The organism is Gulosibacter macacae (assembly GCF_003865375.1).
Taxonomy (GTDB): Bacteria; Actinomycetota; Actinomycetes; order Actinomycetales; family Microbacteriaceae; genus Gulosibacter; species Gulosibacter macacae.
The window spans coordinates 89,353-112,335 of sequence record NZ_RQVS01000002.1; the positions used below are offsets into that span (position 1 = coordinate 89,353).

The 22,983-nt window shown below is 65.5% G+C and carries 15 protein-coding genes; 10 read left to right on the top strand and 5 right to left on the bottom strand.

The genetic code is table 11. From position 1 onward, the window contains the following. The first annotated feature begins 11 nt into the window (after positions 1–11). The 5 genes from EG850_RS01975 to EG850_RS01995 all read left to right on the top strand — a co-directional run bounded on the left by EG850_RS01975 (position 12) and on the right by EG850_RS01995 (position 7,453). Entirely contained in the window at positions 12–1,862 is a 1,851-nt protein-coding gene (locus EG850_RS01975) for a BCCT family transporter (protein ID WP_124969318.1), read from the top strand. Between the two features lie 83 nt (positions 1,863–1,945). Continuing rightward, the gene (locus EG850_RS01980; protein ID WP_124969320.1) at positions 1,946–3,019 is read left to right on the top strand and encodes an enoyl-CoA hydratase/isomerase family protein; all 1,074 of its coding nucleotides are present in this window, start codon (positions 1,946–1,948) and stop codon (positions 3,017–3,019) included. 189 nt (positions 3,020–3,208) lie between these two features. Then, complete coding sequence (locus EG850_RS01985) at positions 3,209–4,648, top strand: MFS transporter (RefSeq protein ID WP_124969322.1); 1,440 nt, start codon at positions 3,209–3,211, stop codon at positions 4,646–4,648. A 260-nt stretch (positions 4,649–4,908) separates the two neighbouring features. After that, the gene (locus tag EG850_RS01990) at positions 4,909–6,318 is read left to right on the top strand and encodes an MFS transporter (RefSeq protein WP_124969324.1); all 1,410 of its coding nucleotides are present in this window, start codon (positions 4,909–4,911) and stop codon (positions 6,316–6,318) included. Between the two features lie 184 nt (positions 6,319–6,502). Beyond that, positions 6,503–7,453: a LysR substrate-binding domain-containing protein gene (locus tag EG850_RS01995; RefSeq protein ID WP_124969326.1), complete on the top strand. Its 951-nt coding sequence runs from the start codon at positions 6,503–6,505 to the stop codon at positions 7,451–7,453. A gap of 19 nt (positions 7,454–7,472) precedes the next feature. Here EG850_RS01995 and EG850_RS02000 read toward each other — a convergent pair whose 3' ends face one another. Next, positions 7,473–8,297: an HpcH/HpaI aldolase family protein gene (locus EG850_RS02000; protein ID WP_124969328.1), complete on the bottom strand. Its 825-nt coding sequence runs from the start codon at positions 8,295–8,297 to the stop codon at positions 7,473–7,475. Beyond that, positions 8,282–9,067 carry a 2-oxo-hept-4-ene-1,7-dioate hydratase gene (hpaH, locus tag EG850_RS02005; RefSeq protein ID WP_124969330.1) on the bottom strand — a complete coding sequence of 262 codons (786 nt, stop codon included), beginning with the start codon at positions 9,065–9,067 and terminating at the stop codon, positions 8,282–8,284. Before hpaH ends, EG850_RS02000 begins: the two co-directional genes overlap by 16 nt. A gap of 194 nt (positions 9,068–9,261) precedes the next feature. Between hpaH and EG850_RS02010 the strand changes: the two genes are divergently transcribed. Both EG850_RS02010 and EG850_RS02015 read left to right on the top strand, forming a co-directional pair. Next, a complete protein-coding gene (locus tag EG850_RS02010; RefSeq protein ID WP_124969332.1) occupies positions 9,262–12,117 on the top strand; it encodes a helix-turn-helix transcriptional regulator in 2,856 nt (951 codons plus the stop codon). A 381-nt stretch (positions 12,118–12,498) separates the two neighbouring features. After that, complete coding sequence (locus tag EG850_RS02015) at positions 12,499–15,444, top strand: DUF7507 domain-containing protein (RefSeq protein ID WP_185714905.1); 2,946 nt, start codon at positions 12,499–12,501, stop codon at positions 15,442–15,444. A 170-nt stretch (positions 15,445–15,614) separates the two neighbouring features. Here the strand turns inward: EG850_RS02015 and EG850_RS02020 are convergent, their stop codons facing one another. The 3 genes from EG850_RS02020 to EG850_RS02030 all read right to left on the bottom strand — a co-directional run bounded on the left by EG850_RS02020 (position 15,615) and on the right by EG850_RS02030 (position 19,857). Next, the gene (locus EG850_RS02020) at positions 15,615–17,075 is read right to left on the bottom strand and encodes an amidohydrolase (protein ID WP_124969336.1); all 1,461 of its coding nucleotides are present in this window, start codon (positions 17,073–17,075) and stop codon (positions 15,615–15,617) included. A gap of 39 nt (positions 17,076–17,114) precedes the next feature. Then, positions 17,115–18,548: an MFS transporter gene (locus EG850_RS02025; protein ID WP_124969338.1), complete on the bottom strand. Its 1,434-nt coding sequence runs from the start codon at positions 18,546–18,548 to the stop codon at positions 17,115–17,117. 85 nt (positions 18,549–18,633) lie between these two features. Beyond that, the gene (locus tag EG850_RS02030; protein ID WP_124969340.1) at positions 18,634–19,857 is read right to left on the bottom strand and encodes a M20 metallopeptidase family protein; all 1,224 of its coding nucleotides are present in this window, start codon (positions 19,855–19,857) and stop codon (positions 18,634–18,636) included. A gap of 163 nt (positions 19,858–20,020) precedes the next feature. On the opposite strand from EG850_RS02030, the gene EG850_RS02035 reads away from it, so the two are divergent. From EG850_RS02035 to EG850_RS02045, 3 genes are all read left to right on the top strand, one after another. Continuing rightward, positions 20,021–21,124, top strand: coding sequence for an Lrp/AsnC family transcriptional regulator (locus EG850_RS02035; RefSeq protein ID WP_124969342.1), 1,104 nt, complete (start codon positions 20,021–20,023; stop codon positions 21,122–21,124). 122 nt (positions 21,125–21,246) lie between these two features. After that, positions 21,247–22,035 (top strand): DeoR/GlpR family DNA-binding transcription regulator, encoded by a 789-nt coding sequence (locus EG850_RS02040; RefSeq protein WP_235829173.1) that lies wholly within the window; start codon positions 21,247–21,249, stop codon positions 22,033–22,035. Further along, positions 22,032–22,982 carry a 1-phosphofructokinase family hexose kinase gene (locus EG850_RS02045; RefSeq protein WP_124969344.1) on the top strand — a complete coding sequence of 317 codons (951 nt, stop codon included), beginning with the start codon at positions 22,032–22,034 and terminating at the stop codon, positions 22,980–22,982. Before EG850_RS02040 ends, EG850_RS02045 begins: the two co-directional genes overlap by 4 nt. The last annotated feature ends 1 nt before the right edge of the window (position 22,983 follow it).

Consider the following 22,983-nt stretch of genomic DNA (forward strand, 5'->3'; position numbering starts at 1 on the left):
ATCTCGAAGGCATGACCCCGCCGATTCAGAAAGAACCTGCCCGAATCCCAGTTCGTCACGTGCTCAGCGACTTGTCGCGTGGACTTGCCCGTGACGAGGGAGTGCATCCCGCGCTCATCCCCGGTATCGGCGTTGAAGACACCGGGCGCAAGTTCGCGACCAATCGTTGGGTATTCGCGATCGCTGCCGGCTTCGTCATTGCCTTCATCAGCTGGGGCATCGCCGACACCGCAGGGATGGGTGCGGTTGCGTCAACCGCGTTGCACTGGGTGTCGACCAACTTCGGCTGGTTCTTCTCACTCCTCACCGTGTGCGTATTCGTGTTCATGCTCGTGGTGGGCTTCGGGCCCTTCGGCGGCATTCGACTTGGCGCCGACGATGAAGAACCCGAATTCGGCCGCATGTCGTGGATCGCCATGCTGTTCTCTGCGGGCATGGGCATTGGGCTGCTGTTCTTCGGCCCCTACGAGCCGCTCGAGTACTTCCTCAATGTGCCGCCCGAGTTCGGTGTCGATGGCGGCAGCAGCGAGGCGATGCACTCGGCGATGGCACAGACCCTGTTCCACTGGGGTCCTATGGCGTGGGCCTACTACGCCCTCGTCGGCGGTGCGATCGCGTATGCCGCATATCGGCGCGGTCGTTCGCCGCTGATCTCATCGATCTTCGAGCCAATCTTCGGCGAACGCACCCGCGGTCCCCTCGGCGGTGCGATCGACGTGTTCGCGATTCTCGTGACCCTCTTTGGTACGGCAGTTTCTCTCGGCATCGGTGCGCTACAGATTGGTCGCGGCATTGAGATCGTCGGTGGCATCGGCCCAGTGGGCAATGGCGTGATTATCGCAATCATGGCGGTGCTCACCTGCCTCTTCATTATTTCGGCGGTGTCGGGAGTGAAGCGCGGTATTCGCCTACTTTCGAACATCAACCTCGTCATCGCGAGCGCGCTTGGGCTGTTCGTCTTCCTGGCCGGGCCGACGCTCTTTCTGCTCAATTTCATCCCCGCGAGCGTGTTCGCCTTCATCGACGAACTCAGCACCATGCTCATGCGTTCGGCTGCTCAGGGACCCGACTCTGCGGCGTTCATGGAGACCTGGACGACGTACTACTGGGCCTGGTGGGTGTCGTGGACGCCGTTCGTCGGCATGTTTATTGCGAAGATCTCGCGCGGCCGCACGCTCCGCGAGTTCGTGCTCGTCGTCATCGTGGTGCCGTCGGTGGTTTGCCTGGTGTGGTTTGGCACGTTCGGGGGCACGACGATGTGGCTCGAGTCGACCGGTCGAGCCGTTTCGGCGGCAGGCAACCCACAAGACGTGATGTTCGCCATGTTCGACCAGCTGCCGTTCGGCATCGTGAGTTCAGTGATTGCGATGGTGTCGATCATCATCTTCTTCGTCACGAGCGCTGATTCGGCCTCGATTGTCATGGGGTCGATGTCGCAGAACGGTCGCCCGGTGCCGACGAAGTGGGTGACGATCGCCTGGGGCGTTGCGCTTGCCGGTATCGCGACGGTGCTGCTCCTTGCTGGTGGCCAGGATGCGCTTGATTCGTTGCAGGCGCTCGTCACGATTTCGGCATTGCCGTTTGCGGTGATCGTGTTCGGCATCATGTTTGCGTGGGGTCGCGACCTCGCCACTGATCCCTACATGCTGCGGCGCCGATTCGCCGAGGTCGCGATCGAAGAGGGCGTGCGGCGCGGCATTGCTGAGCACGGAGATGATTTCGTGTTCGAGTCAGGGCAGGTGGAGCCTGAGCAGGGCGCGGGTGCCTGGCTCGACACTGATGATCCGGCACTTACTGAGTGGTACACGGATGCGGTGGAATCTGCCGAGCAAGCCGAGCAAACCCAGGAGGCCGAGAAGTAGCTCCTGACGATGCGGTTTCGAAGGGTGCCGCTCAGCGGCCCTTCGGACCACGCGCCCAACCGCCTCGGCCTACCCTCGAGTCCATGACCGAATCCCAAGAATTCGACCAGGTGCTATTCGACCGCCGCGGCCCCGGCGGTCGACTCGGCGTCATCACGCTCAACCGGCCGAAGCAACTCAACGCGCTCACCTACGCAATGATTCGGGCGATTGCGCGCCAGCTCGACGACTGGCGCGACGACGACACGCTTGAGCAGATCGTGCTCGTCGGTGCTGGCGATCGGGGCCTGTGCGCCGGGGGCGATATCGCCGAGATCCGCAGCGACATTGTCGAAGGAGATGGCGGCATTACCGCCGACTTCCTCGCCGACGAATACCGCCTCGATGCCTCGACAAGCGACTACCCGAAGCCCTATATCGCGATCATGGACGGCCTCACCTTCGGCGGTGGCGTCGGACTCTCAGGGCACAGCACTCGCCGCATCGTGACGGAGCGCTCGCAGATCTCCATGCCCGAAACTGCGATCGGATTCACACCAGACATCGGGGGTACCTGGCTCCTCAGTCGGATGCCCGGGCAGACCGGCCTCCACACTGCGCTCACGTCGGCCCGGCTCAGTGCTGGTGACGCGATCGCGACCGGCTGGGCCGATCACTTTGTGCCGCGTGACGACCTCGATGCGCTCCTCACTGCGCTCGAAACCGAACCGGCCGACGGCGCGATCGCGCGATTTGCGCAGGAGCCGCCTGTCGCCCCCATCCTCGCCGAACGGGCCTGGATTGACGACGCTTACAGCGCGGCGACGGCGAGCGAAATTGTCGCCCGTCTCGACGAACTCGGCGAAACGCATCCGGGTGCTAAGGATGCGGCAGTCAAGATACGCCGTGCCTCGCCGACCGCGATCGCCGCGACGCTTGAACTCGTGCGCCGGAACCGCGAGGCAAGCGAACTTCGCGCGGCCATCGACCTCGAGTACCGGGTGGGGATGCGACTGGTCTTCGCCCACGACTTCCTCGAGGGGGTGCGGGCGCTCGTCGTCGACAAGGACAAGTCGCCGAAATGGCAGCCGGCCACGCTCGCCGAAGTTGACCAGGAGCGCATCCGCCTTCTCTTTGCACGCCAGGATGCGTTTGAAATTGACTGGCGGCAAAGTTAGCGGAAGACAAAGAACACCGGGTCATTCCACAGGAAAGCTGGGTGGAGCCGCATATTCGGAAGATTTTCCGGAGAAGCTCCGCGTCTTTATCGTCTTTTGCGCGATGGGCAAACTGTATACGATTTCGTATAGCACATAGTCCACACGACACGTGTGTGCACTGCGCCCCGACAAAGGAGTCCCCAGCTCATGACCCAAACCACCCCTGCCGACGAGCGCCGTCTCGCCGGCGAGCGACGCCGCATCATCGGCTCAGTCGTTGTCGGTACCACCGTCGAGTGGTATGACTTTTTCGTTTACGCCTCGGTCGCCGGCATCGTGTTCTCGAAGGTCTTCTTCGGCCCGGCCACCGAAGGTAACGAGGGCCTCGGCGCGATCTTCGCGTTCCTCACCGTTGGTATCTCATTCCTCTTCCGCCCGCTCGGTGCCTTCCTCGCCGGCCACTACGGCGACAAGATCGGCCGCAAGCCGATGCTCGTGATCACGCTGCTCCTTATGGGTGTGGCCACGACGCTCATCGGCCTCCTCCCCACCTACAACGGCACCCCGGGTGACTGGTTCGGCGGCATCGGCGTCGCAGCCCCCATCCTGCTGCTCCTCCTGCGCGTCCTCCAGGGCATCTCGGCCGGTGGTGAATGGGGCGGCGCGGTGCTGCTCGCAACTGAGCACGCTCCCACCGAAAAGCGCGGCCGCTTCGGCATGTTCCCGCAGCTCGGTGTGCCGTTCGGCATGATCCTTGCCTCGGGCATGGTGGCCCTCGTCACCGCACTCACTGGCGACAACTTCGCCGTGTGGGGCTGGCGCATCCCGTTCCTCTTCTCGGTCGTGCTCGTGGTCGTCGGCTTCATCGTCCGCTCGTCGGTCGAAGAGTCGCCGGTCTACAAGGAGATCGCCGACGTACAGAAGCAGGAATCGGCCCCGATCGTCACCCTCTTCCGCAAGCACGGCCTCACCGTGGCCCTGCTCGCAGCCCTGTTCATTGGTAACAACGCCGCGGGCTACATGACCACCGGTGGTTACATCCAGCGCTACGCGACGAACAAGGAAACCGGCCTCGGCATGGACATCACCTTCGTCATGCTTGCGGTGCTCGGTGCCGCCGCCATGTGGGCGCTCGTCACCTATATTGCCGGTCACATTGCCGACCGCATCGGCCGCAAGAAGACCTTCCTCATCGGCTACGGTCTGCAGCTCGTCACCGTGTGGTTGCTGTTCGCGATGGTGCAGACGGCCAACCCGGTCATGGTGGTGATGGGCCTACTCATCTACGCCATCCCGCTCGGTCTGCAGTACGGCCCGATTGCCGTTTGGTACGTCGAGTCGTACCCGGCGTCGGTGCGCTTCTCGGGTGTCTCCATTGCCTACGCACTCGGCGCCATCGTCGGTGGCGCGTTCGCGCCGACCATCGCCGAGTGGCTCATGCAGACCTTCGGCAACGTCTACGCGATCTCGACCTACCTCTTCATCGCAACCCTGATCAGCCTCGCGGCCGCGATCATCCTCAAGGACCGCACGGGCATCCCGCTCACGCACAAGTTCGAGGAGCAGGGCGGTTTCCAGACCTGGAAGCCCGGCGACCCGACGCAGGAAGAGCTCGCCACGGCGACCTCCCCCTTCCGCAGCATTTAGGGGCAACACACCCCAGTGCAGCACCCGGATGCGGGCGAAACCTTCACGGTTTCGCCCGCATTTGCGGTTTGGACGACGAACTCAGCAACGTTCTTCGGCAAACCCGTGAATGATGCGGAATTCTCCGGAATAACTTACTGACCGTTCGGTAGTGATCTACTGTCAGTACATCGGACGATGTCGTCCGGCGCAGCATCCTGATCCCCGCCCTCACGGGCACGCTGCACCCCCACCCCGCATTCAAGACACTGGAGTCCTGCATGACCGCACCCGCAACCACCACTAACGGTGTGACTTCGAAGGCCGAGCAGCGCCGCGTGCTGCTCGCGACCATCGTTGGTACGACTGTCGAGTGGTACGACTTCTTCATCTACGCCTTCATGGCAGCGCTGATCTTCCAGCCGCTGTTCTTCTCGGCACTCGGTGAGTCGGCCGGCACGCTCGTGTCGTTCGCCTCGATCGGTCTGTCGTTCCTCTTCCGTCCGCTCGGTGCCTTCCTCGCCGGGCACTTCGGTGACAAGTTCGGCCGCAAGCCCGTGCTCATCGCGACCCTCATCCTCATGGGTGCGGCGACCTCGCTCATCGGTCTCCTCCCGACCGGCGACCTCGCCTCGGTCTCGGCGTTCGCGCTCATCTTCCTCCGCATCCTCCAGGGTGTTTCGGCTGGTGGCGAGTGGGGTGGCGCGGCCCTGATGGCCGTTGAGACCGCTTCGCCCGGCAACCGTAACCGCGCCGGTGCGTGGCCGCAGCTGGGTGTGCCGTTCGGCATGCTGCTCGCAACCGCGATGCTCACCATCCTGCAGAACGCCTTCGGTAAGGAAGGCTTCCAAGAAGGCGGCTGGCGTATTGCCTTCCTCTTCTCGATCGTGCTCATCGCGATCGGCTACGTCATCCGTCGCGCCGTTGAAGAGTCGCCGGTGTTCAAGCAGATCGCCGAGGCAAAGGCGAAGCAGTCGGCGCCGATCGGCGTGCTGTTCAAGCGCTTCCCGCTCATCGTGCTCTTCGCTGCCATGGTGTTCGCCGGTGACAACGCTGTTGGCTACATGCTCGTTGGTGGTGTCGTCTCGAAGTATGCCTCGACCCCGCTCGACAAGGGTGGCCTCGTGGGCATGGACCCCGGCACCGTGAGCCTCATGCTCAACATTGCCGCCATCTCGTGGGCAATCTTCACCTACGCGGGTGCTTGGCTCGCCGACCTCATCGGTGCCAAGAAGGTCTTCATCATCGGTTACATCTTGATGATCCCGGCCGTGATTGCGCTCTTCCCGCTCGTGATCATGGGTGGCGAGAACCCGATCTGGCTCGTGCTCGGCACCAGCCTCCTCGGCATCCCGCTCGGTTTCTGCTACGGCCCGCTCTCGGCCTGGTACGCCGAAGTGTTCCCCGCTTCGGTGCGCTTCTCAGGCGTCTCGATCACCTACGCGATCGGTGCGATCATCGGTGGTGCGTTCGCTCCGCTCATCGTGCAGGCGATCTTCCAGGCGAACAACAACGCTTGGGAAGGCGCAGCCGTCTACCTCGTCATCATGTGTGTTGTGGGTCTGGTCGGTTCGCTCGCTCTGCGCAACCGCAAGGGCATCCCGCTCGGCCAGGACATGGAAGACTCCGGCAAGTGGGACGACTGGAAGCCGGGCGACCCGATTCCGGCTGGCGTCAAGGAAGCTCACTAGTTTCACTCGTCTTGGCCCCGCTCAGCATGTTTGCTGGGCGGGGCCAAGCCCGTTTCCACGCGGTTGATCTGCGCGGAAGTGCCATTTGGGGCACGATGATGCTCTTGGTGGCATCATCGGCCCGAAATTGGCACCTTTCCGCAGACGAATCTGCCCCGCCGCACCTCTTGCTTACGATGGAGGCATGTTTGAGGATGTGCCACCGATCCCGAGCCCGGACGTCACGCTCCGGCAGCTCGAGTGTTTCGTGGCCGTCGCCGAGGCGGGCACGATCACCGGAGCCGCTGCCCGCATCCACTCTTCTGGCTCGGCAGTGTCGGATGCCGTGACCTCACTCGAGCGCGCAATCGGCGTACCGCTGATGATTCGGCGCCGCTCGCAGGGCGTTACGCTGACGACCACTGGCGAGTCAATCGTCGCCCTTGCCCGCGAGGTGCTCGCCCGGTCGACCGAGCTGGAATCGCTCGCCCGCGGTGATGAAAAGCACGCGGCGCCCGTGCGCATTGGCGCGTTTCACACTCTGGCACCGACGCTCCTGCCGCGGCTCATCAGCCAATTCACGCAGCGGCACCCGGACGCAGAAATCGCCTATGTGCTCGACGATCAAGCCGGTCTCGCCGAGCGTCTGGGCTCGGGCGAACTCGATGTGGCGGTCGTCTATGACCTCGACTTCCCGCTCGAATATGAGCGCACGCGGCTCCTGCGATCGCGCGCGGTCGCCGTGTTGCCGGTCGGGCACCGGCTGGCCGAACGTGCATCCGTGCAATTGCGGGAACTCGCTGACGAGCCGTTCATCCTGCACGACACGACCCCGAGTCGGCAGTACGTGATCGAGATCCTCAACGAGGCCGAAGTGAGCCCCGCAAAGATTCACGCGACGACGAATTACGACCTTTGTCGCTCGCTCGTTGGTGAGGGGCTCGGCTGGTCACTCCTCATGAGCCGTCGCTTCGCGCCGATGACCTGGGGCGGCACCGAAGTCGTTGAGGTACCGGTGCAACCGGCGGTGTCGTCACTTTCGGTGGTGGTCGCGGCGCGCAATGAACCGCATCCGCCGCGCGTGCTCGACCTCATCGCTTCAGCGCGCACCACGAGCCGCGAGCTCATGGGCACCGGCTTCTCGGCCTACCCCTGATCTCGCGGCTCGCGAACCGCTAGTAGCTCGCGCGCTCCGCGTCGTTGACGCTGCCGAGGCGTGCCGCGATGAAGTCGTCCGCGAGCTTCTCAGAGCCGCGCGCGAGCATCGCGACATCGGCACCGACGAGGATGAAGTCCATCCCCTCGTCGAGGTACTGGTTCGCAAGTGCCGGGTCGAAGGCGTTGATACCGACGGGCTTGCCGGCAGCCTTTGCGGCAACGATCGACTCGCGCACACAGGCCACCACATCCGGGTGCCCCTGCTGGCCAATGAGACCCATCGAAGCCGCGAGGTCACTCGGGCCAATGAAGATCGCATCCACACCGTCGGTGCCGACAATCTCAGCGACGTTCTCGACCGCCTGTGCGGTCTCGATCTGCACCGTGAGCGAGACGAACTCGTCGTTCGCGCGGGTGAGATAGTTCTCGACTCGGTTCCAGCGGGCCCCGCGCGCAAGCGCTGAACCCACTCCGCGCATGCCCTGCGGCGGGTAACGCACGGCTTGCACCGCGGCCACCGCATCCTCAGGGGTGTTGACCATCGGCACGAGCAGGTTCTGCACGCCGAGGTCGAGGTATTGCTTGATGGTGACCGAGTTGTTCTCGGGCACCCGCACCACCGGCGTCACCGGGTAGGCGGCAACCGCCTGCAGCTGCAGCTGAATCGACTCGAGGCTGAGCGGTGAGTGCTCACCGTCGATGAGTAGCCAGTCAAGGCCCGAGCCGGCGCAAATCTCGGCGACGAGCGGCGAGCCCGAGCAGACCCACATCCCGGCAAGGCCGCGCTCGGCCTTCGCGAGCTGCGCAGAGAAGGTTTCGGGTAGGTTTAGATGAATCGGCATGCGATGGTTCCCATTCGTCCGTAGTCGCAGAGCACCGAGTCGCCCTTTTCAACCCACATCGGGCGGGTGAACGAGCCGGCGAGGATGATCTCGCCCGCTTCGAGGCGCGAGCCGTGCTGGTGGAACTTGTTTGCGAGCCAGGCCACACCGGTGGCCGGGTGGTTGAGCACTGCCGCGGCCACGCCTGACTCCTCGATCGTTTCGTTCTTGTAGAGGAGGGCCGAGACCCAGCGCAGGTCAATCTCGTCGGGGCGCATCGGGTTGCCGCCAAGCACCATGCCACCGTAGGCCGCGTTATCGCTGATCGTGTCGACAATTGTGCGGCCCTCGAGCTCGATGTGCGAGTTAAGAATTTCGAGGGCTGGCGTAACAAACTCGGTCGCACGAATCACGTCAAAGAGGTTGCAATTCGGGCCCTCGAGAGGCTTGTTGAGTACGAACGCGAGCTCGACCTCAATACGCACATTCGTGAACTTGTCGTGCGGGATGACCGAACCGTTTTCGTAGACTGTGTCGTCGAACATGACGCCGTAGTCGGGCTCAGTAATGCCGGTTGCCTGCTGCATCGCCTTAGAGGTGAGGCCGATCTTGCGGCCCACGAGTCGACGGCCGGCCGCGATCTCACGGTCGCGCCAGCGGCCCTGAATCGCGTAGGAATCCTCGACAGTGGCGTCGGGGTAGCGGGCGGTGATGCGGGGAATGAGCGTGCGCGTGCGGTCAGCCTCAGCGAGTTCTGCGGCGATGGCATCGAGCTGTGATTCGGCGAGCATGTATCTATCTTGCCAGGATGCAGGTGGCGCGGAGACGTGCCCGCAGTACAGTGAATACATCTGGACTTTGTGAAGGTTTGCTTCAGTTTGGTTCTGGAGTGCTGTAGTCACGATCGCTTGTGTCGCACTCCATAGTCCAGTCCGCACGATAGGCCGCTCGCTCGGCCATTTTGGCATTGGATGGGGGAGGTGCCATGGGTGTCGTACACATCACTCAGCGCGCCCTCGAGTCGCCCACGACCGCGCGCGTTCGCGTTGCTGAAGAACTGCTCGCGGAAGCGATGGCAACCGACGGCGGCCTCATCGTCGTTCGCGGATTACGCGGCACTGGAGTCTCGCGCATGCTTCGTAACTTCATTGAGCAAGCCACCGCGCGCGGGTTCGAGGTCGCAGCGGTGCGTCCCGACGACTCTGAGCGAGACCTGCGGCTCTCAACCATTGACCGCATCTACTTCGAGGCGAGCTGGTTGCGCAATTGCCACCCGCGCCTCGGCGATGATGTGGATGCGCTGACGGCCGCACGCGCGCTTGTCGCCGATACGCTCGCTGCCGAGCCGGTACCGCTCGAGGCCGCACCAGCGAGGATGCTCGTCATCGACGGGCTTGAGGTCTGCGACGAGACGAGTGCGGTGGCCCTGCGTTATGCCATTCCGCGGCTCATTCGTCGCGGCGTTGCCGTCGTGATCGGCGACCACATCTGTGCCTCGAACACGCACGCTGACCAGTTCGCGGTGCTCGCAGCCCAACATGCCACCGACCGCCTGCTCGTGCTCGATGACCTCGGCAACGATGAGATTGTCGCCTATGTGCGTGAGCGCACGGGACGCTGCATCGGACTCGATCTTGCCGATCGCATCCGGCTGCAAACCGCGGGCCGATTCGCGGCACTGGCTGCCTACGTCGACGCGCTCGACCTGCGCGAACACGCGGACGCGGTGGCGATTCGTTCGCTGCCGCGCACCACCTCGGCTCGGGTGCTCCCGCGCGATCCCGAAATCATCGCCTCGCTGCCAAGTCGGGTACGGCTGGCGGCCGAGATGTGTGCGATCGCGCGAAAGGGCGTCGACGCTGCCACGTTCGTGGCTGCGGCCGAAGCGCACGGCATTGAGCGGCCGACCGACGCTCCCGCCGACAACGGCCTCGTCGTGTGGAACCCACTCGTCGGCGAACTCTTGCTCGTAGATCCGCTGGCGGCTGACGATCTCATTGCCCTTGCTGATGCTGATCGGCTGCGTGACCTGCATCGCTTTCTCGCCGAGGCGAGCGAGGGGGTGGAAGCGGAACTGCACCGGCTCGCGAGCCTCAGCGAACTCGATGCCACCGCGGCCGCGCAGGTGGTCTGCCGCGCGCGTGACCTCGAGGCATTCGGTGACCCCGAATCGGCGTTGAAACTGCTTGAAGTTGCGATCGACCGCGTGGCCGACGGTGACGCGAAGCGTGATCTGCTGGTCGCGTTTGGGCGAATCGGGGTGCGCAATCGGCGCTCGGCAGCGCTCATGTCGCCGCCACCGGTAATGATTCCGCGTGCCTCCACGGATACTGCGCTCGGGCACCTCGCGGTCTGGTATCGCTCGCTCCGCCCAGGGCTCGAAGCCGAAGCTGCCGCGATGCGACGCGAATACCTGGCCGGTGCCGCCATTGACCTCGATCACAAGTTCCTGCGAGCCGACATTGCTCTCCTCGATTTCCTCGAGGTGTTGCGCTCGGCGCGGGGCTCCGACGAGAGCGCTGAGGTGCTCATCGCTGCCGACTCGGCGCGGGCGCACCTTGAAGATGTCGCAGGATGCACACCCCATGACCCCGACCTCGCCTGGCTTGATACTGTGGCGCGGCTCGTGTTCGTGGATGCGTTGCGGACGCTCTGGTGCGTGCGCGCCGGTGAGATTCGCGGGGGAGCGGAGACGATCACCACACTCGCGGATGACCTCTCGTCACGCGCGCACGAACTCTCGACCAGCTCACCCGAACGAGCTGATGTGCTCACCGTCGCGGCCGCCCTGCGTGCCGACCTCGACGACCTCGACGTGGCTGCGCACTTGATTGCCGATGCCGAGGCTTCGGCGGCACGAGCCAGCCGACCCACCCAACTCCCCGGCACCCGCATCACGATCGCGATGGACGTGGCGCTCCGCCGCGGGCAATGGGATGCAGTAGAAGAACGACTCAAGCACGTCGAACCGATCGGCTGCGGCCGAGTTGATCAGCCGCTCGCGCGGGCTCAGCACTTCGTCGCCGCGCTCCTCGCCGCGCATCGTGGTGACATCCAGGCCGCAGAACATGGTCTGGCGATCGCGAAGGTCGCGGCGTCGCCCGGCTTCGTGCTCTACGCGGGCGCATTGCCGGACTACGTCGAGGCGGTCGTGGTGCTGTATCGCGACGGGCCTGAGGCTGCGCTGCGCGTGGTCGACCGGGTCGAAGCGACGCCGTCAGCTGATTCGGCCGTGCGGATGCTGCCCCTGCGCATCGAGTTGCTCGCGCATTTGCACCGACTCGATGACCTCCGCGACGCTGCCGACAGCTACGTCGTCGTCGCGCAATCTCATCTGCGCCCGAATAACGCCCAAGGCCACCTCGCGGAGGCTTATTCCGCACACCTCGAGGGCGACACTGATCGCGCGGCAGCTGCGGCGCTCGCCGCAATCGAGCGATCGCACTCACCGATGCTCGCCGCCCGCGCACACCTCCTCCTCGCTGAAGTGGCGAGCGAGCAGCCCTGCGAGCAAGCGGAAGTGCTCGCGCGCATCGAGGCCGCCCGGCAAGCCTTCGACGAGCTGGGTGCGGTCGAAGCCGCATCCGATTGCGAGCGAATAGCCCGAGAACGACGTGAGGCGGCTGCCGAGCGACTCCAAAGCCTCAGCGAACGTGAACGCGATGTCGCGACGCTCGCCGCGACCGGCGCGAAGAATCGCGAGATCGCCGCACGCCTGCACATTAGCGAGGCGACGGTCGCGTTCCACATGACGAATGTGCTCTCGAAGCTGGGGCTGTCGAGCCGACTTCAAATCGGCAACGCCCTCGGCGAGGATGCGCATCCCGGTTCGCGGTCGTAGCTTCAGCAGGTTTCTGCAAGTGCGAAGTTCTGGGTCACCTTCGAGGTGACCTTCGAGGTTCAGCGTGAAGCCTTCGAGGTCGCCTCGTGGGGCCATTCGAGGAGGGTGCTTGAGGGCTGCGGGTTCTCGTGTCTGTTTCGGTGCATCCGGCCCCTGAGCGCCCCAGCGCATTCGTAGCCTTCACAGAAGGACACCAGCTCGCGGTCAGGAATTGGCGCGTCACTCGCACTGAGTCACCCGCCGGAAACCGCGATGCGCAGTCCGGCATGACCGCGCCCGCGATCGTGCCTTCTACCGCAGACGCGGCTGGAATGAGGAGAGACTCCAGTGACCGATGTTTTGATGCCGACGCGATCGCCTTCGCGCTGGCGCAGAATCGCGGTGAGTGCGGCAGCTGTCGGCCTCATCGCAGCCCCGCTCACCCTCGTGAACGCGGGCGCCGCCCTCGCTGTTGATGTTGGCAATGTTGAAGCACGCATCACCAACCATCTGGGTTACCCGGATGCGACGAACACGACCGATGGCAGCGCTACTGGCAATTGCATCCGCTATGCCCCCGGTGGCGACGCGACGAGCAGTGATTGGGTCGGCAGCGGTGCGGAAGCGCTCACCGCCCATGGCGCGACTAATGGCAACTGCCCGACTAGCCTGAGCACGGCGACCCAGAGCGCCCTCGGGTTCGCACCGGGGGCCGGTGGTGAGCTGCCGCTTGGTGGCGTCGCGAGTCTTGGCACGATCACGCACTACAACAATCCGGTGAGGGTGACCAGCGAGTACTTCCGCGGCAACATTGAGGTGCGCACTGCGGAGCTGCTCGATGAGGATGGTGCCGCGGCCGTCTTCGAGTTCCCCTGGTTCATGCACGAAACGCCGAACAGCCCGGGCGATGTCGACGACTTCACGCGCATCACGGTGCAATCGCCCGAGACGATTGTGCACATCTCCGACGGTGTCGGTGGCACAAAGCCCTACCGCATGGTCGTGGCTGGGTTTGCGACGAGTGCTGACGCCTGTGCTGCGGGGAACTACACGAACGAGTGGCTCACGAAGGAGGGTACGACAACCACGGCGACGATGTGTGGTCAGCTCACCCAGGTGCGTTCGCTCGAAATCGAAAAGAAGGTCGAACTGCCCGCCGGGTTTACTGGCACGGTGCCTGAGTTTGGCTTTACCGCGTCCTCGACGATGGCGAACCTCGACGGCGTTGACACCTTCTGGAACGGTAACTTCTCGCTTACCCCAACGGCAAGCTCCTCGGCGTCCACCGAAGCCCAGGATGTGCTCGTGCCGAACCAGGTCGTCACGGTCACCGAGAACGCCGTCGACGGCTGGGAACTCGCCAAAATTGAGTGCTCGGGCGTGGGCGTTTCGACCAGCGGCTCGACCATCACCTTCGCCGGTGAAGAAGTCGCGACTCAGGCCGACCTCCCGGCGAAGTGCACCGTGACGAACCGTCCGATTGTGCAGCCCCTCACCATCGAGAAGAGCGTCGCCAACCTCGCCTATGTGCAGGACTACGAGTGGACGATCACGAAGACCGTTGACCCGGACGGCACGCTCACGAACCCCGCCGAGAGCGGCACGGAGTTCGACTACCAGGTCACGGTGACGCCGGATGCGACCACGAAGCGCGATGGCACGTACACGACGAACCTCACGGTGACCAACCCGAACGCCTTCCCGGTGAGCGGTGTCACGCTCGCCGACGAGAAGTGCACGGTGGCCGGTGCTGACGCGAACTTCGACCTGGCGGCAAATGAGGCGAAGAGCATCTCGCTTGACTGCACGGCCGACGAGGTTGCTGCCACGACGAACACGGCGACGCTAAGCTGGACCGATCCCTATGGAACGGCGGGCAATGCATCCTCGAACGAAGCGACCGTTGACTTCGCGAACGCGACCGTCACCCCCGGCAACAACGCCGAGGTCACCGTCACCGACACCTTCCCCGAGTTCGCGGCTGCCCACGGCACCGTCAAGGTGAAGGCCGCCGATGGTCCCGCCTCGTTCGACTACGCCGTGACCCACACTTCGGCCGTTGGTACCTGTGAGCAGTTCACGAACACCGCGACGATTGTCGAGACCGAGCAAAGCGCATCTACCGATGCGAAGGTCTGCAACCAGGCCGCGCTTGAGACCTCGAAGAATGTCGTGCTCGACCTTGAGCGCACCTACTCGTGGAGCATCGACAAGAGCGCGAACGCGTCGACGGTCGTCGTTGACCCGGCAACCGGTAAGGCCGAAGCCGAGTACACCGTGACCGTGACCGAGGGTGAAGCGAGCGACGACCACTGGTCGATGACCGGCGTGATCACCGTCGTGAACCCGAACGACTACAAGGATGCGACGGTCACCGTCACGGACACCACGAACATCGGCGGCGGTGCCATCTGCACCGTTGAGAACGGCGTGGATGCAGTGATTCCGGCCGGCGACTCGGTCGACTTCGCCTACAACTGCTCGATTCCGGAGCAGCCGCTCTACGACGGCACGAACACTGCCACCGTGGTGTGGGCGGATGCGACTGAGGACTCGGTGTTCACCGCCGAATTCACCGCCGCCGATTGGAAGCTCGACGAGAAGGTCAAGGAGACCACGGTGACCGACACCTTCCCCGAGTTTGCAGAGCTGGAAGGCACGACCATCGTGTGGTCGGAGGCTGGCAAGACGCACGAGTTCACCTACACCCACGAGTTCGCGGCGGATGAGCTGCCCGAGCCCGGTCAGTGCAACCTCGTGACCAACACCGCGAGCCTGAGCACCGGCGGGGTCGCAACCGCTGATGTCGATGTTTGCTCGGGCCTCCTCTCGCTCGTGAAGTCGGCCGATGTCACGAGTGGTGTCAAGGTCGGCGACAAGGTGACCTACACCTTCGTGGCGACGAACGAGAGCGCGAGCCTCTCGCTCACCGATGTCGCGATCACCGACCTCGAGGCGCAGTTCACCGGTGGCGGCGAGCTCTCGGCACTCAGCTGCGATGCTGAGGCGCCGGTCACGCTCGCCCCGGGCGAGAAGCTGACCTGCACCGCGGAGTACACCGTGGTTGAGGCTGACCTCGATGCCGGAAAGATCGACAACGTGGCCGAAGCCACCTCGAACGAGACGCCCAAGGTGACCGATGACGAGACGGTGACCACGGCCGACAAGCCCGTGCCGCCGACGACCGCCCCGGTCCCGCCGACTGAGGCTGCACCCGTGGCGCCGAAGCCGGGTAGCACGCTGCCCTCGACCGGTGCTGACGCCAACTACGTCTGGATCGGTGGCCTTGCGCTCGTGCTCGTGGCCGCTGGTGTGGTGCTTGCGGTGAAGAAGCGCCGTGACGCGTAGGTAGCGTCGTAAGAGGCGGCCCCTGCATCCTTCAACGGATGCAGGGGCCGCCTCTTACGTGCCGATCGCGCGGCAAAGGTGGGCGTCGTGGCGAAGTACCCCACGCATGGGTGGGGTACTTCGCCACGAGAGGGCCAGTTGCGGCTCGCGGCTGCGAAAGCGTGGGCGGGCTACGCCTCGTAGACGATGTCGCCGTTGATGAGGGTGGTCACCACGCGCGGGTTCACCTCGAGCGGGTTGCCATCGAGCAGGATGAGGTCGGCCACATCGCCCACCTCGATTGGTCCGCGGCCATCGGTCGAGGCCCACAGCGCATCCGAGCGGTCAAGAGCCTGCTCGCCATGCCAGGGTCCCGCCGCCTCGTGCCCGAAGGGTTCGCGTAGCACTGCCGCATCGATCTCAAGCCACGGGTCGAATGCCGATACCGGCGCATCTGAGCCGAACGCCAGCTCCACCCCAGCCTCGAGCATCGACCGCAATGCGAAGGTGCGCTCGGTGCGGTCAGCCCACACGCGGTCCATCACCGGCGCATCATCGAGCAGATGCGCGGGCTGCACGCTCGCCACCACGCCAAGCGCAGCCATGCGCTGCAGATCGGCGAAGCGCATGAGCTGGGCATGCTCGACCGAGCCGCGCGCACCCGTCGCCGCAAACGCATCCAAGGCAATGCCGACCGCCGCGTCGCCGATTGCATGCAGGGCGATGTCGAGACCATGCTCGGTCGCGCGACCAAGCAGACGCTCGAGTTCGTCGGCGGGCACCGATTGCACACCGCAGGGATGCGCGACCCGCGCCGGCAGATCGAGATAGGGCTCGCAGCAGTGGGCAGTGAGCGTGCCGAGCGCGCCGTCAGAAATGATCTTGAGCGGACCCATGGTCACGAGCGGTGTGATCGCATCACGCGTACGCAGCCCCGCCGCGATCGTGGCCTCGAGCTGGTCGGGGTAGACGCCGCTACGCACCCGCAGGGGTGGCGCCCCCGCAGCTTCGCGGCGACGCCAGGCAGCGAGGTTGCCGCCGAACTCGAGGTCGACGATGCCGACGACCCCGAGCGCGTGCGCGGCCGTGATCGCGGCGGCCTCGGCCTCATCGGTAAGCGCGGCATCGCGACCGAGCTCACCGAGTCGGGGGAACACCGCAAACCACTCGGCTTCTTCGAGCGCCCGCTCGTGCGGCGGGAGGCCCAGACCCGCGAGCGCGGCCGAGTTGAGCCAGCCGTTGTGGCCATCGCCCGAGATGAGCACGACCGCGCGCCCGTGCGAGACCGCATCCAGATCGGCCACGAGTGGCGCATCCGGCCACACCGAAGCGCGGTGTCCCCATGAGGTGACGACGAGGCCGTCGTCGGGCAGGGCGCGAATGTGCGCATCCACCCGCTCGAGTGCCTCGGCCGCCGTCGCCGTGCCGGCGAGATCAAGCCGGCCCTGTAGCGCCACCCACTGGCCAAAGTGCACATGCTTATCCCACAGACCCGGCATGAGGCTGCGGCCCGCGGCATCAAGCACGCGCTCGCCATCGACCGGAGTCAGGGCGCCGATCTCGGTGACGCGACCTCCCCGCATCCGCACATCGACGGGGTCGCCGAGGCTCGTGCGGCCAACGAGGCGAGTGCGTTGAATGAGCAGATCCATGGGATGCGTTGCCTTTCTGAGCGGGTTGATAGCGCGAGGTTACGCGCTTACCTTGTCGACGGGGCTGACGGTCTTCGGCGTCTTGCCGGTGTACTCGTGGGTCTCATCGCTGAGGATGCGGCCGCGAGTCTCGGGCAGGGTGAGCACCGTGAGTGCCGAGATGGCAAGGAGCACGATGACGTAGATCGCGAACGAGGTTGCGCCGAAGTTCGTGGCCATCCAAGTCTGGAGATACGGTGCCGTGCCGCCGAAGATAGCGGTCGCGACCGCGAGCGGCACGGCGACGCCAGTGGTGCGCATCCGGGTGGGGAAGAGCTCGGCCATAACCGCCGGGCTGATCGAGGTGAGCGCGGTGAGGAACACGCTCGCGACGAGCATGGCGATGAAGAGGTTCACCGGATTGCCGTCGATCAGTGAGGTCATCGGGATGATCGTGGCCATGAGACCGACGAGGCCGAAGAGCATCACCGGGCGGCGGCCGATGCGGTCAGAGAGCGCGCCCCAGGCGGGCAGCATGGCAATGAAGAGGAAGTTCGCGGCGACACCGGCGATGAGCACGGCGGTCGGGTCGGCTCCGAGTACCGAAATCGAGTAGGCCGAGGTAGCGACGACCCAGTAGTAGTAGGCGACGGTGGCGCCGACGACAAGACCAATCACCTGGATGACCGAGCGGCGCATGGTCCACATGTCTCGCCAGATGTTCGGGCGCTCGACGAGCGCGGGCTTCTCAGTCTTCTCGGGCTTTTCGGTGGCTTCTGCCTCGACGACCGAAATCGATTCGGTGAATGCCTGGGTCTCTGACATATTGCGGCGCATCCACAGTGCGTAAAGACCGCCGAGGGCCGCGATGATGAACGGGATGCGCCAGCCCCAGGCGAACATGTCTTCTCGCGTGAGGAGGGCGCTGAGCACCGCGCCGAGCACGAGGCCCATGACGGCGCCGAAGGTGCCGGTGGCGTAGATGAGCGACGACCACAGGCCGCGGCGCTCGGCCGGAGCCTGCTCGCTGAGGTACGAACCTGCGGCTGGCTGCTCGCCGCCGTAGGCGAGGCCTTGCAGTAGGCGCGCGATCACGAGGATGACCGAGGCGGCCACGCCGATCTGCGCGTAGGGCGGGCAGATCGCGATGATGAGGCCGGCAATCGAGATGAGGATGACGGTGAGTGCCATTGTGGTCTTGCGGCCCAGGCGATCACCGAGACGACCGAAGAGGTAACCGCCGATGGGTCGGGCGATGAATCCGGCAGCGAAGACGACGAGCGCGGCGAGGAAGGCCGACACCGTGTCTGAGGGGTCGAAGAAGCTGGCCGCGAAGAACGGGGCGAAGGTCGAGTAGATCGACCAGTCGAACCATTCGAGCGTGTTGCCGATGCCGGTGCCCGTGAGCGAGCGGCGGCGGTCAGTGCGAGCCGACACGGTGCGTGCTGGTGCGGTAGCTGCTGAGGTTGTTGATGCAGAGCCGGATGCGGACATGGTTGCCTTTCAGGGTCGTCGGCGTCGTTGCCGACAGGGGAGTGGGTGCCGGAGGGTTCCGGAAGATGGGGAAGTTTGGTGAGGCTTAGCCGGCGAGTTGCGCGAGGCGGCGCATTGCAATTTCGGCGTAGAGCGTCGTGCCGTCAACGAGGGCTTCATCGGCGTAGCGCGCTTCGGGGCTGTGGTTGAAGGCCGCGGTGGTCGGACCGACATCGGCCGGGGTGGCGCCGAGGCCGATGAACGAGCCTGGGATTTCGGCGAGCACATGCGAGAAGTCTTCGGAACCGGCGAACGGCTGCGGCAAGAACTCGAACCGATCCTCACCGAACACCTCACCGACGGTGGCGGCAACGAATTCGGTTTCGGATGCATCCGTGATCGTTGCGGGGTAGCCGGTGACGTGCTCGACCTCGACGCTCGCGCCGTGGGCCGCGGCGATGCCCTCGAGCAGGCGATCAACCTCGCCGTGGAAGCGCTCGCGGGTTTCGGGAGACCAGAAGCGCACCGAGGCGGCAAAGCGGGCAATGCTCGGAATCGCGTTCGGGGCCGCGAGATCGCCCGCAGCAATCGCGCCCACGGTGCAGACGAGCGGGTCAAACACATCGAAGCGGCGGGTGACGAACGATTGCAGCGCAAGCACCATCTCGCAGGCGATCGGCACCGGGTCAACGGCATCCTGCGGGCGCGAGGCGTGGCCACCGCGACCCACGACATTGACCCGCAGGCCATCGGCGGCCGCGAGCATGGGGCCCGAACGGCTCACGAACTTGCCGAGCGGCACGCCCGAGGCGAACACGTGCATCCCGTAGGCAGCATCGGGCCGACGACCGGCGGCGTTGAGCACGCCCTCGCGAATCATCACCGCGGCGCCATCGTGCATCTCTTCGCCGGGCTGGAACATGAACACCACGTCGCCGCGCAGCGCATCGCGGTGCTCGGCGAGCACGCGCGCGGCGCCCGCGAGCATGGCGGTGTGCAGGTCGTGTCCGCAGGCGTGCATGACACCGGGCACCTGCGAGCGATAGGGGAGGTCGTTCTGCTCATCGACGGCAAGCGCATCCATATCGGCGCGCAGGAGCACGACCGGAGCATCCTGTTCGGCGCGTGCCCCGCCGCGTAGCACTGCGACGATCGAGGTGGTGTCGGTGCCGGTGGTGATTTCCAGACCCAGGTCGGCGAGTTCGTCGAGCACGCGCGATTGCGTGCGGGGCAGGTCGAGTCCGAGTTCCGGGTAGCGGTGCAGCTCGTGGCGAAGCGCGCGGATGCGGTCTTCGTGCTGGGCTGCGGTGGTGCGAAGGTTGATCGCCATCGGGCTGCCTCCTCGTCGAGGGCTTGAACAGGTGGGGCCGGGGGAGCGACCCCGATGCATCCACGATCGTGCTGGTCATGCGCGCCCGTCCCGCCAAGACAGTGAGATCAGTCAGAATTGATCGTGCTAGCGAAAGATTCCGCCAAAGTGAGCGAGATTGACCATGCTTCTGCTCGATGAGATTGACCTGCAGCTCGTGCACCTGCTGCAGATTGCGCCCCGGGTGTCGTGGCGGGATGCGGCGACGATTGTGCCGCGCTCGGCGACCGCGCTCGCGGCACGCTGGGCGAAGTTGGCCGATGACGGAGTCGTGTGGCTCAGCGCAACGCGCGATCTCGCGAGGGAGCGGCGGCTGGGTGCGCTTGTCGACATTGATGTCGATCTCGGGAGGCGCGAAGCGGTCATCTCGAGGTTGCTTGCCGACCCGCGGGTGGTGGGACTCAATGAGGGTGCCGTCGTGGGGCGATTGCATGTGACGCTGTTCGCCGATGCTGAGGGTGAGCTTGCGGCGGTGCTGCTCGATGAGTTGCCGCAGCTACCGGGGGTGGTGCAGGCGCGGGCGCGACCGCTCGTGCGGGTGCACGTTGAAGGCGGCAGTTGGCGGCTGGATGCGCTTGATGCGGCGCAGCGGCGGGATGCGGCTGCGCTTGCGGGGGTGCTTCGAGAGCCTCAGCACGCGGAGGTCGGTGGTGCTCAGCCCACGGAGAGCCGCGGTGCTCAGCACACGGAGGGTGGCGGTGCTCAACACGCGGAAGTCGGTGGTGGTCGGCAAGCGTCGGCGGGGGCGGAACGAGAGTCGCTGCGGGATCGAGTGCTGGAACAGCTCCTTGCTGACCCGCGCGCGAGCGCCGAAGAGATTGCCCGGGCAATCGGTGCGCCTGCGGCCACGGTGCGGCGGCACCTGCGTGCGGTGCTGAGTTCTGGTGCGGTACGCATCCGCTGTGAAAGCGTGCTCGACGGCGCTGGTTGGCCGCTCGAGCGCAGTTGGCTCCTGCGCGTGCCGGCCCGCCGCATCCCTTCGCTGGCAAATGAACTTGCCCGAGAACGTGAGGTGCGCCTTTGTGCCGAGCTCCACGATCGCGCGAATCTCGCGGTGACGGCGGTGCATCGCACCCGCGCCGCCGCGGCAGCGTTTGAGGCGCGGCTGCTCGAACTCGAGCCGAGTGCCGAACTCGTGGAAGTGCTCACGCACCTGCGCACCCGCAAGCGCATGGGTCGTGAACTGGATGCGCGCGGGCATGCGCTGGCGGCTCGCGCCCCCGAGTAGAAATGTGGGAATGTGTGGGAATATGTGAGAAAGTCTTGCATTCCCACTGAATCGGGGGTTTACTGAAGGTATCCGGGCGATGGCGCCGCGAGCGCACCGCCACATCCCACCGCACTGCCGCGATGAGAGGTACCCCTATGTACGTCGCCGAACGCCACGAACGCATCCTCGAGCTGCTCGCTGCTGAGGGGCGAGTGCGGGTCGGGCAACTCGCCGCACAATTTGACGTAGCCGAAGAGACCATCCGCCGCGACCTCTCGACACTCGAACAAGCAGGCCTCGCGCACCGCGTGCACGGCGGGGCCGTGCCATTCGGTGTCGGCGTCACCACCGAATCAGAGCTTGCTACTCGTCTCACCGAGCATGCCGACGAGAAGCGCCGCATCGCCGCGCGCGCCCTCGGCCTCATCCCGAGCGGCACCCCGAGCGTCTTCATCGACGCCGGTTCCACGACGCTCGCGCTTGCGAGTGCGCTTGCCGCCGAAGCGCCGGCGGGGATGCGCCTGCTCACCAACTCAGTGCCCGTGGCTGTTGCGCTCGGCGAACGTGCCGACCTCGAGGTGGATGTGGTCGGCGGCACGCTGCGCGGACTCACCCGGGCGCTCGTCGGGCCAGAAACCGAGCGGGCACTTGGCGAGCTGCGCGTCGACATCGCCTTCATCGGCACGAACGGCATCTCTGCCGAACACGGGTTCTCGACGCCCGACCAGCTCGAAGCCGCAACCAAGCGGGCCATCGTCGGGGCGGCACGCATCCCCGTCGTGCTCGCCGACGCGACGAAGTTTGGGCAAGAACTCTTGCACCGCTTCGCCGCGATCAGCGACATCGCCACCATCGTCACCGACGCGCCGCCGCCCGCCGCGCTCGCCGGTGCCCTGCTCGATGCGGGCACGGAGGTCGTGCTCGCATGATCGTTACCCTCACCGCCAATCCCTCAATCGACCGCACCGTTACGATCGACGCGCCCGTGACCCGCGGCGCCGTGCACCGCGTTTCGGCCCCCACCGACCTCGCCGCAGGAAAGGGTGCCAATGTCTCGCGGGTGCTTCGTGCCGCGGGCGTGAAGTCGCTCGCGATCTTCCCAGCGCCGCGCGGGCACGAGTACCTCGCCGGCATCGAAGCGCACGGGCTCACCGCTCTCGCCACCCCCGCCGACGGCGTGCGCACGAACCTCACCATCACCGAGGCCGACGGCACCACGACGAAGTTCAACCAGCCGGGGGCAGCGCTGTCCGCGACGCAACTCGCGGCCCTCGAAGACTCACTCATTGAGGCCGCGGCTGACGCCGATTGGGTCGTGCTCGCCGGATCCCTGCCGCCTGGCGTCGCACCCGAGTGGTACGCCTCGCTCGTCGCGCGCCTGCATGACGCCGGTGCGCGCGTCGCTGTGGACACCTCTGGCGCGCCGCTTGCCGCCTTCGCGACGGCCGCGACGATGCCCGATCTCATGAAGCCAAACGCCCACGAACTCGCCGAGCTTGTCGGCGGCAACGGGGATGCACTTGAAGCTGCGGTTGCCCACGGCGACTTCGCCTCAGTGCGCGACGCAGCTGGTCGCCTTGTGCGCCGGGGCGTTGCGATGGTGCTCACCACCCTCGGTGCTGCCGGGGCGCTCCTCTCGACCGCCGAGGGGGACTGGTTCGCCGCATCCCCGCCGATCACCCCGCGCAGCACTGTGGGGGCCGGTGATTCGAGCCTGGCCGGGTTCCTCATTGCCCTGAGCAATGGTGCGAATGCGGCGGAGGCGCTGCGACACGCAGTTGCCTCCGGTAGCGCCGCCACCGCGCTCGCGGGCACGGGAGTGCCGACGCCCGCCGATCTTGACCTCGACGGCACGACCGTCACACCGCTCGACTGAG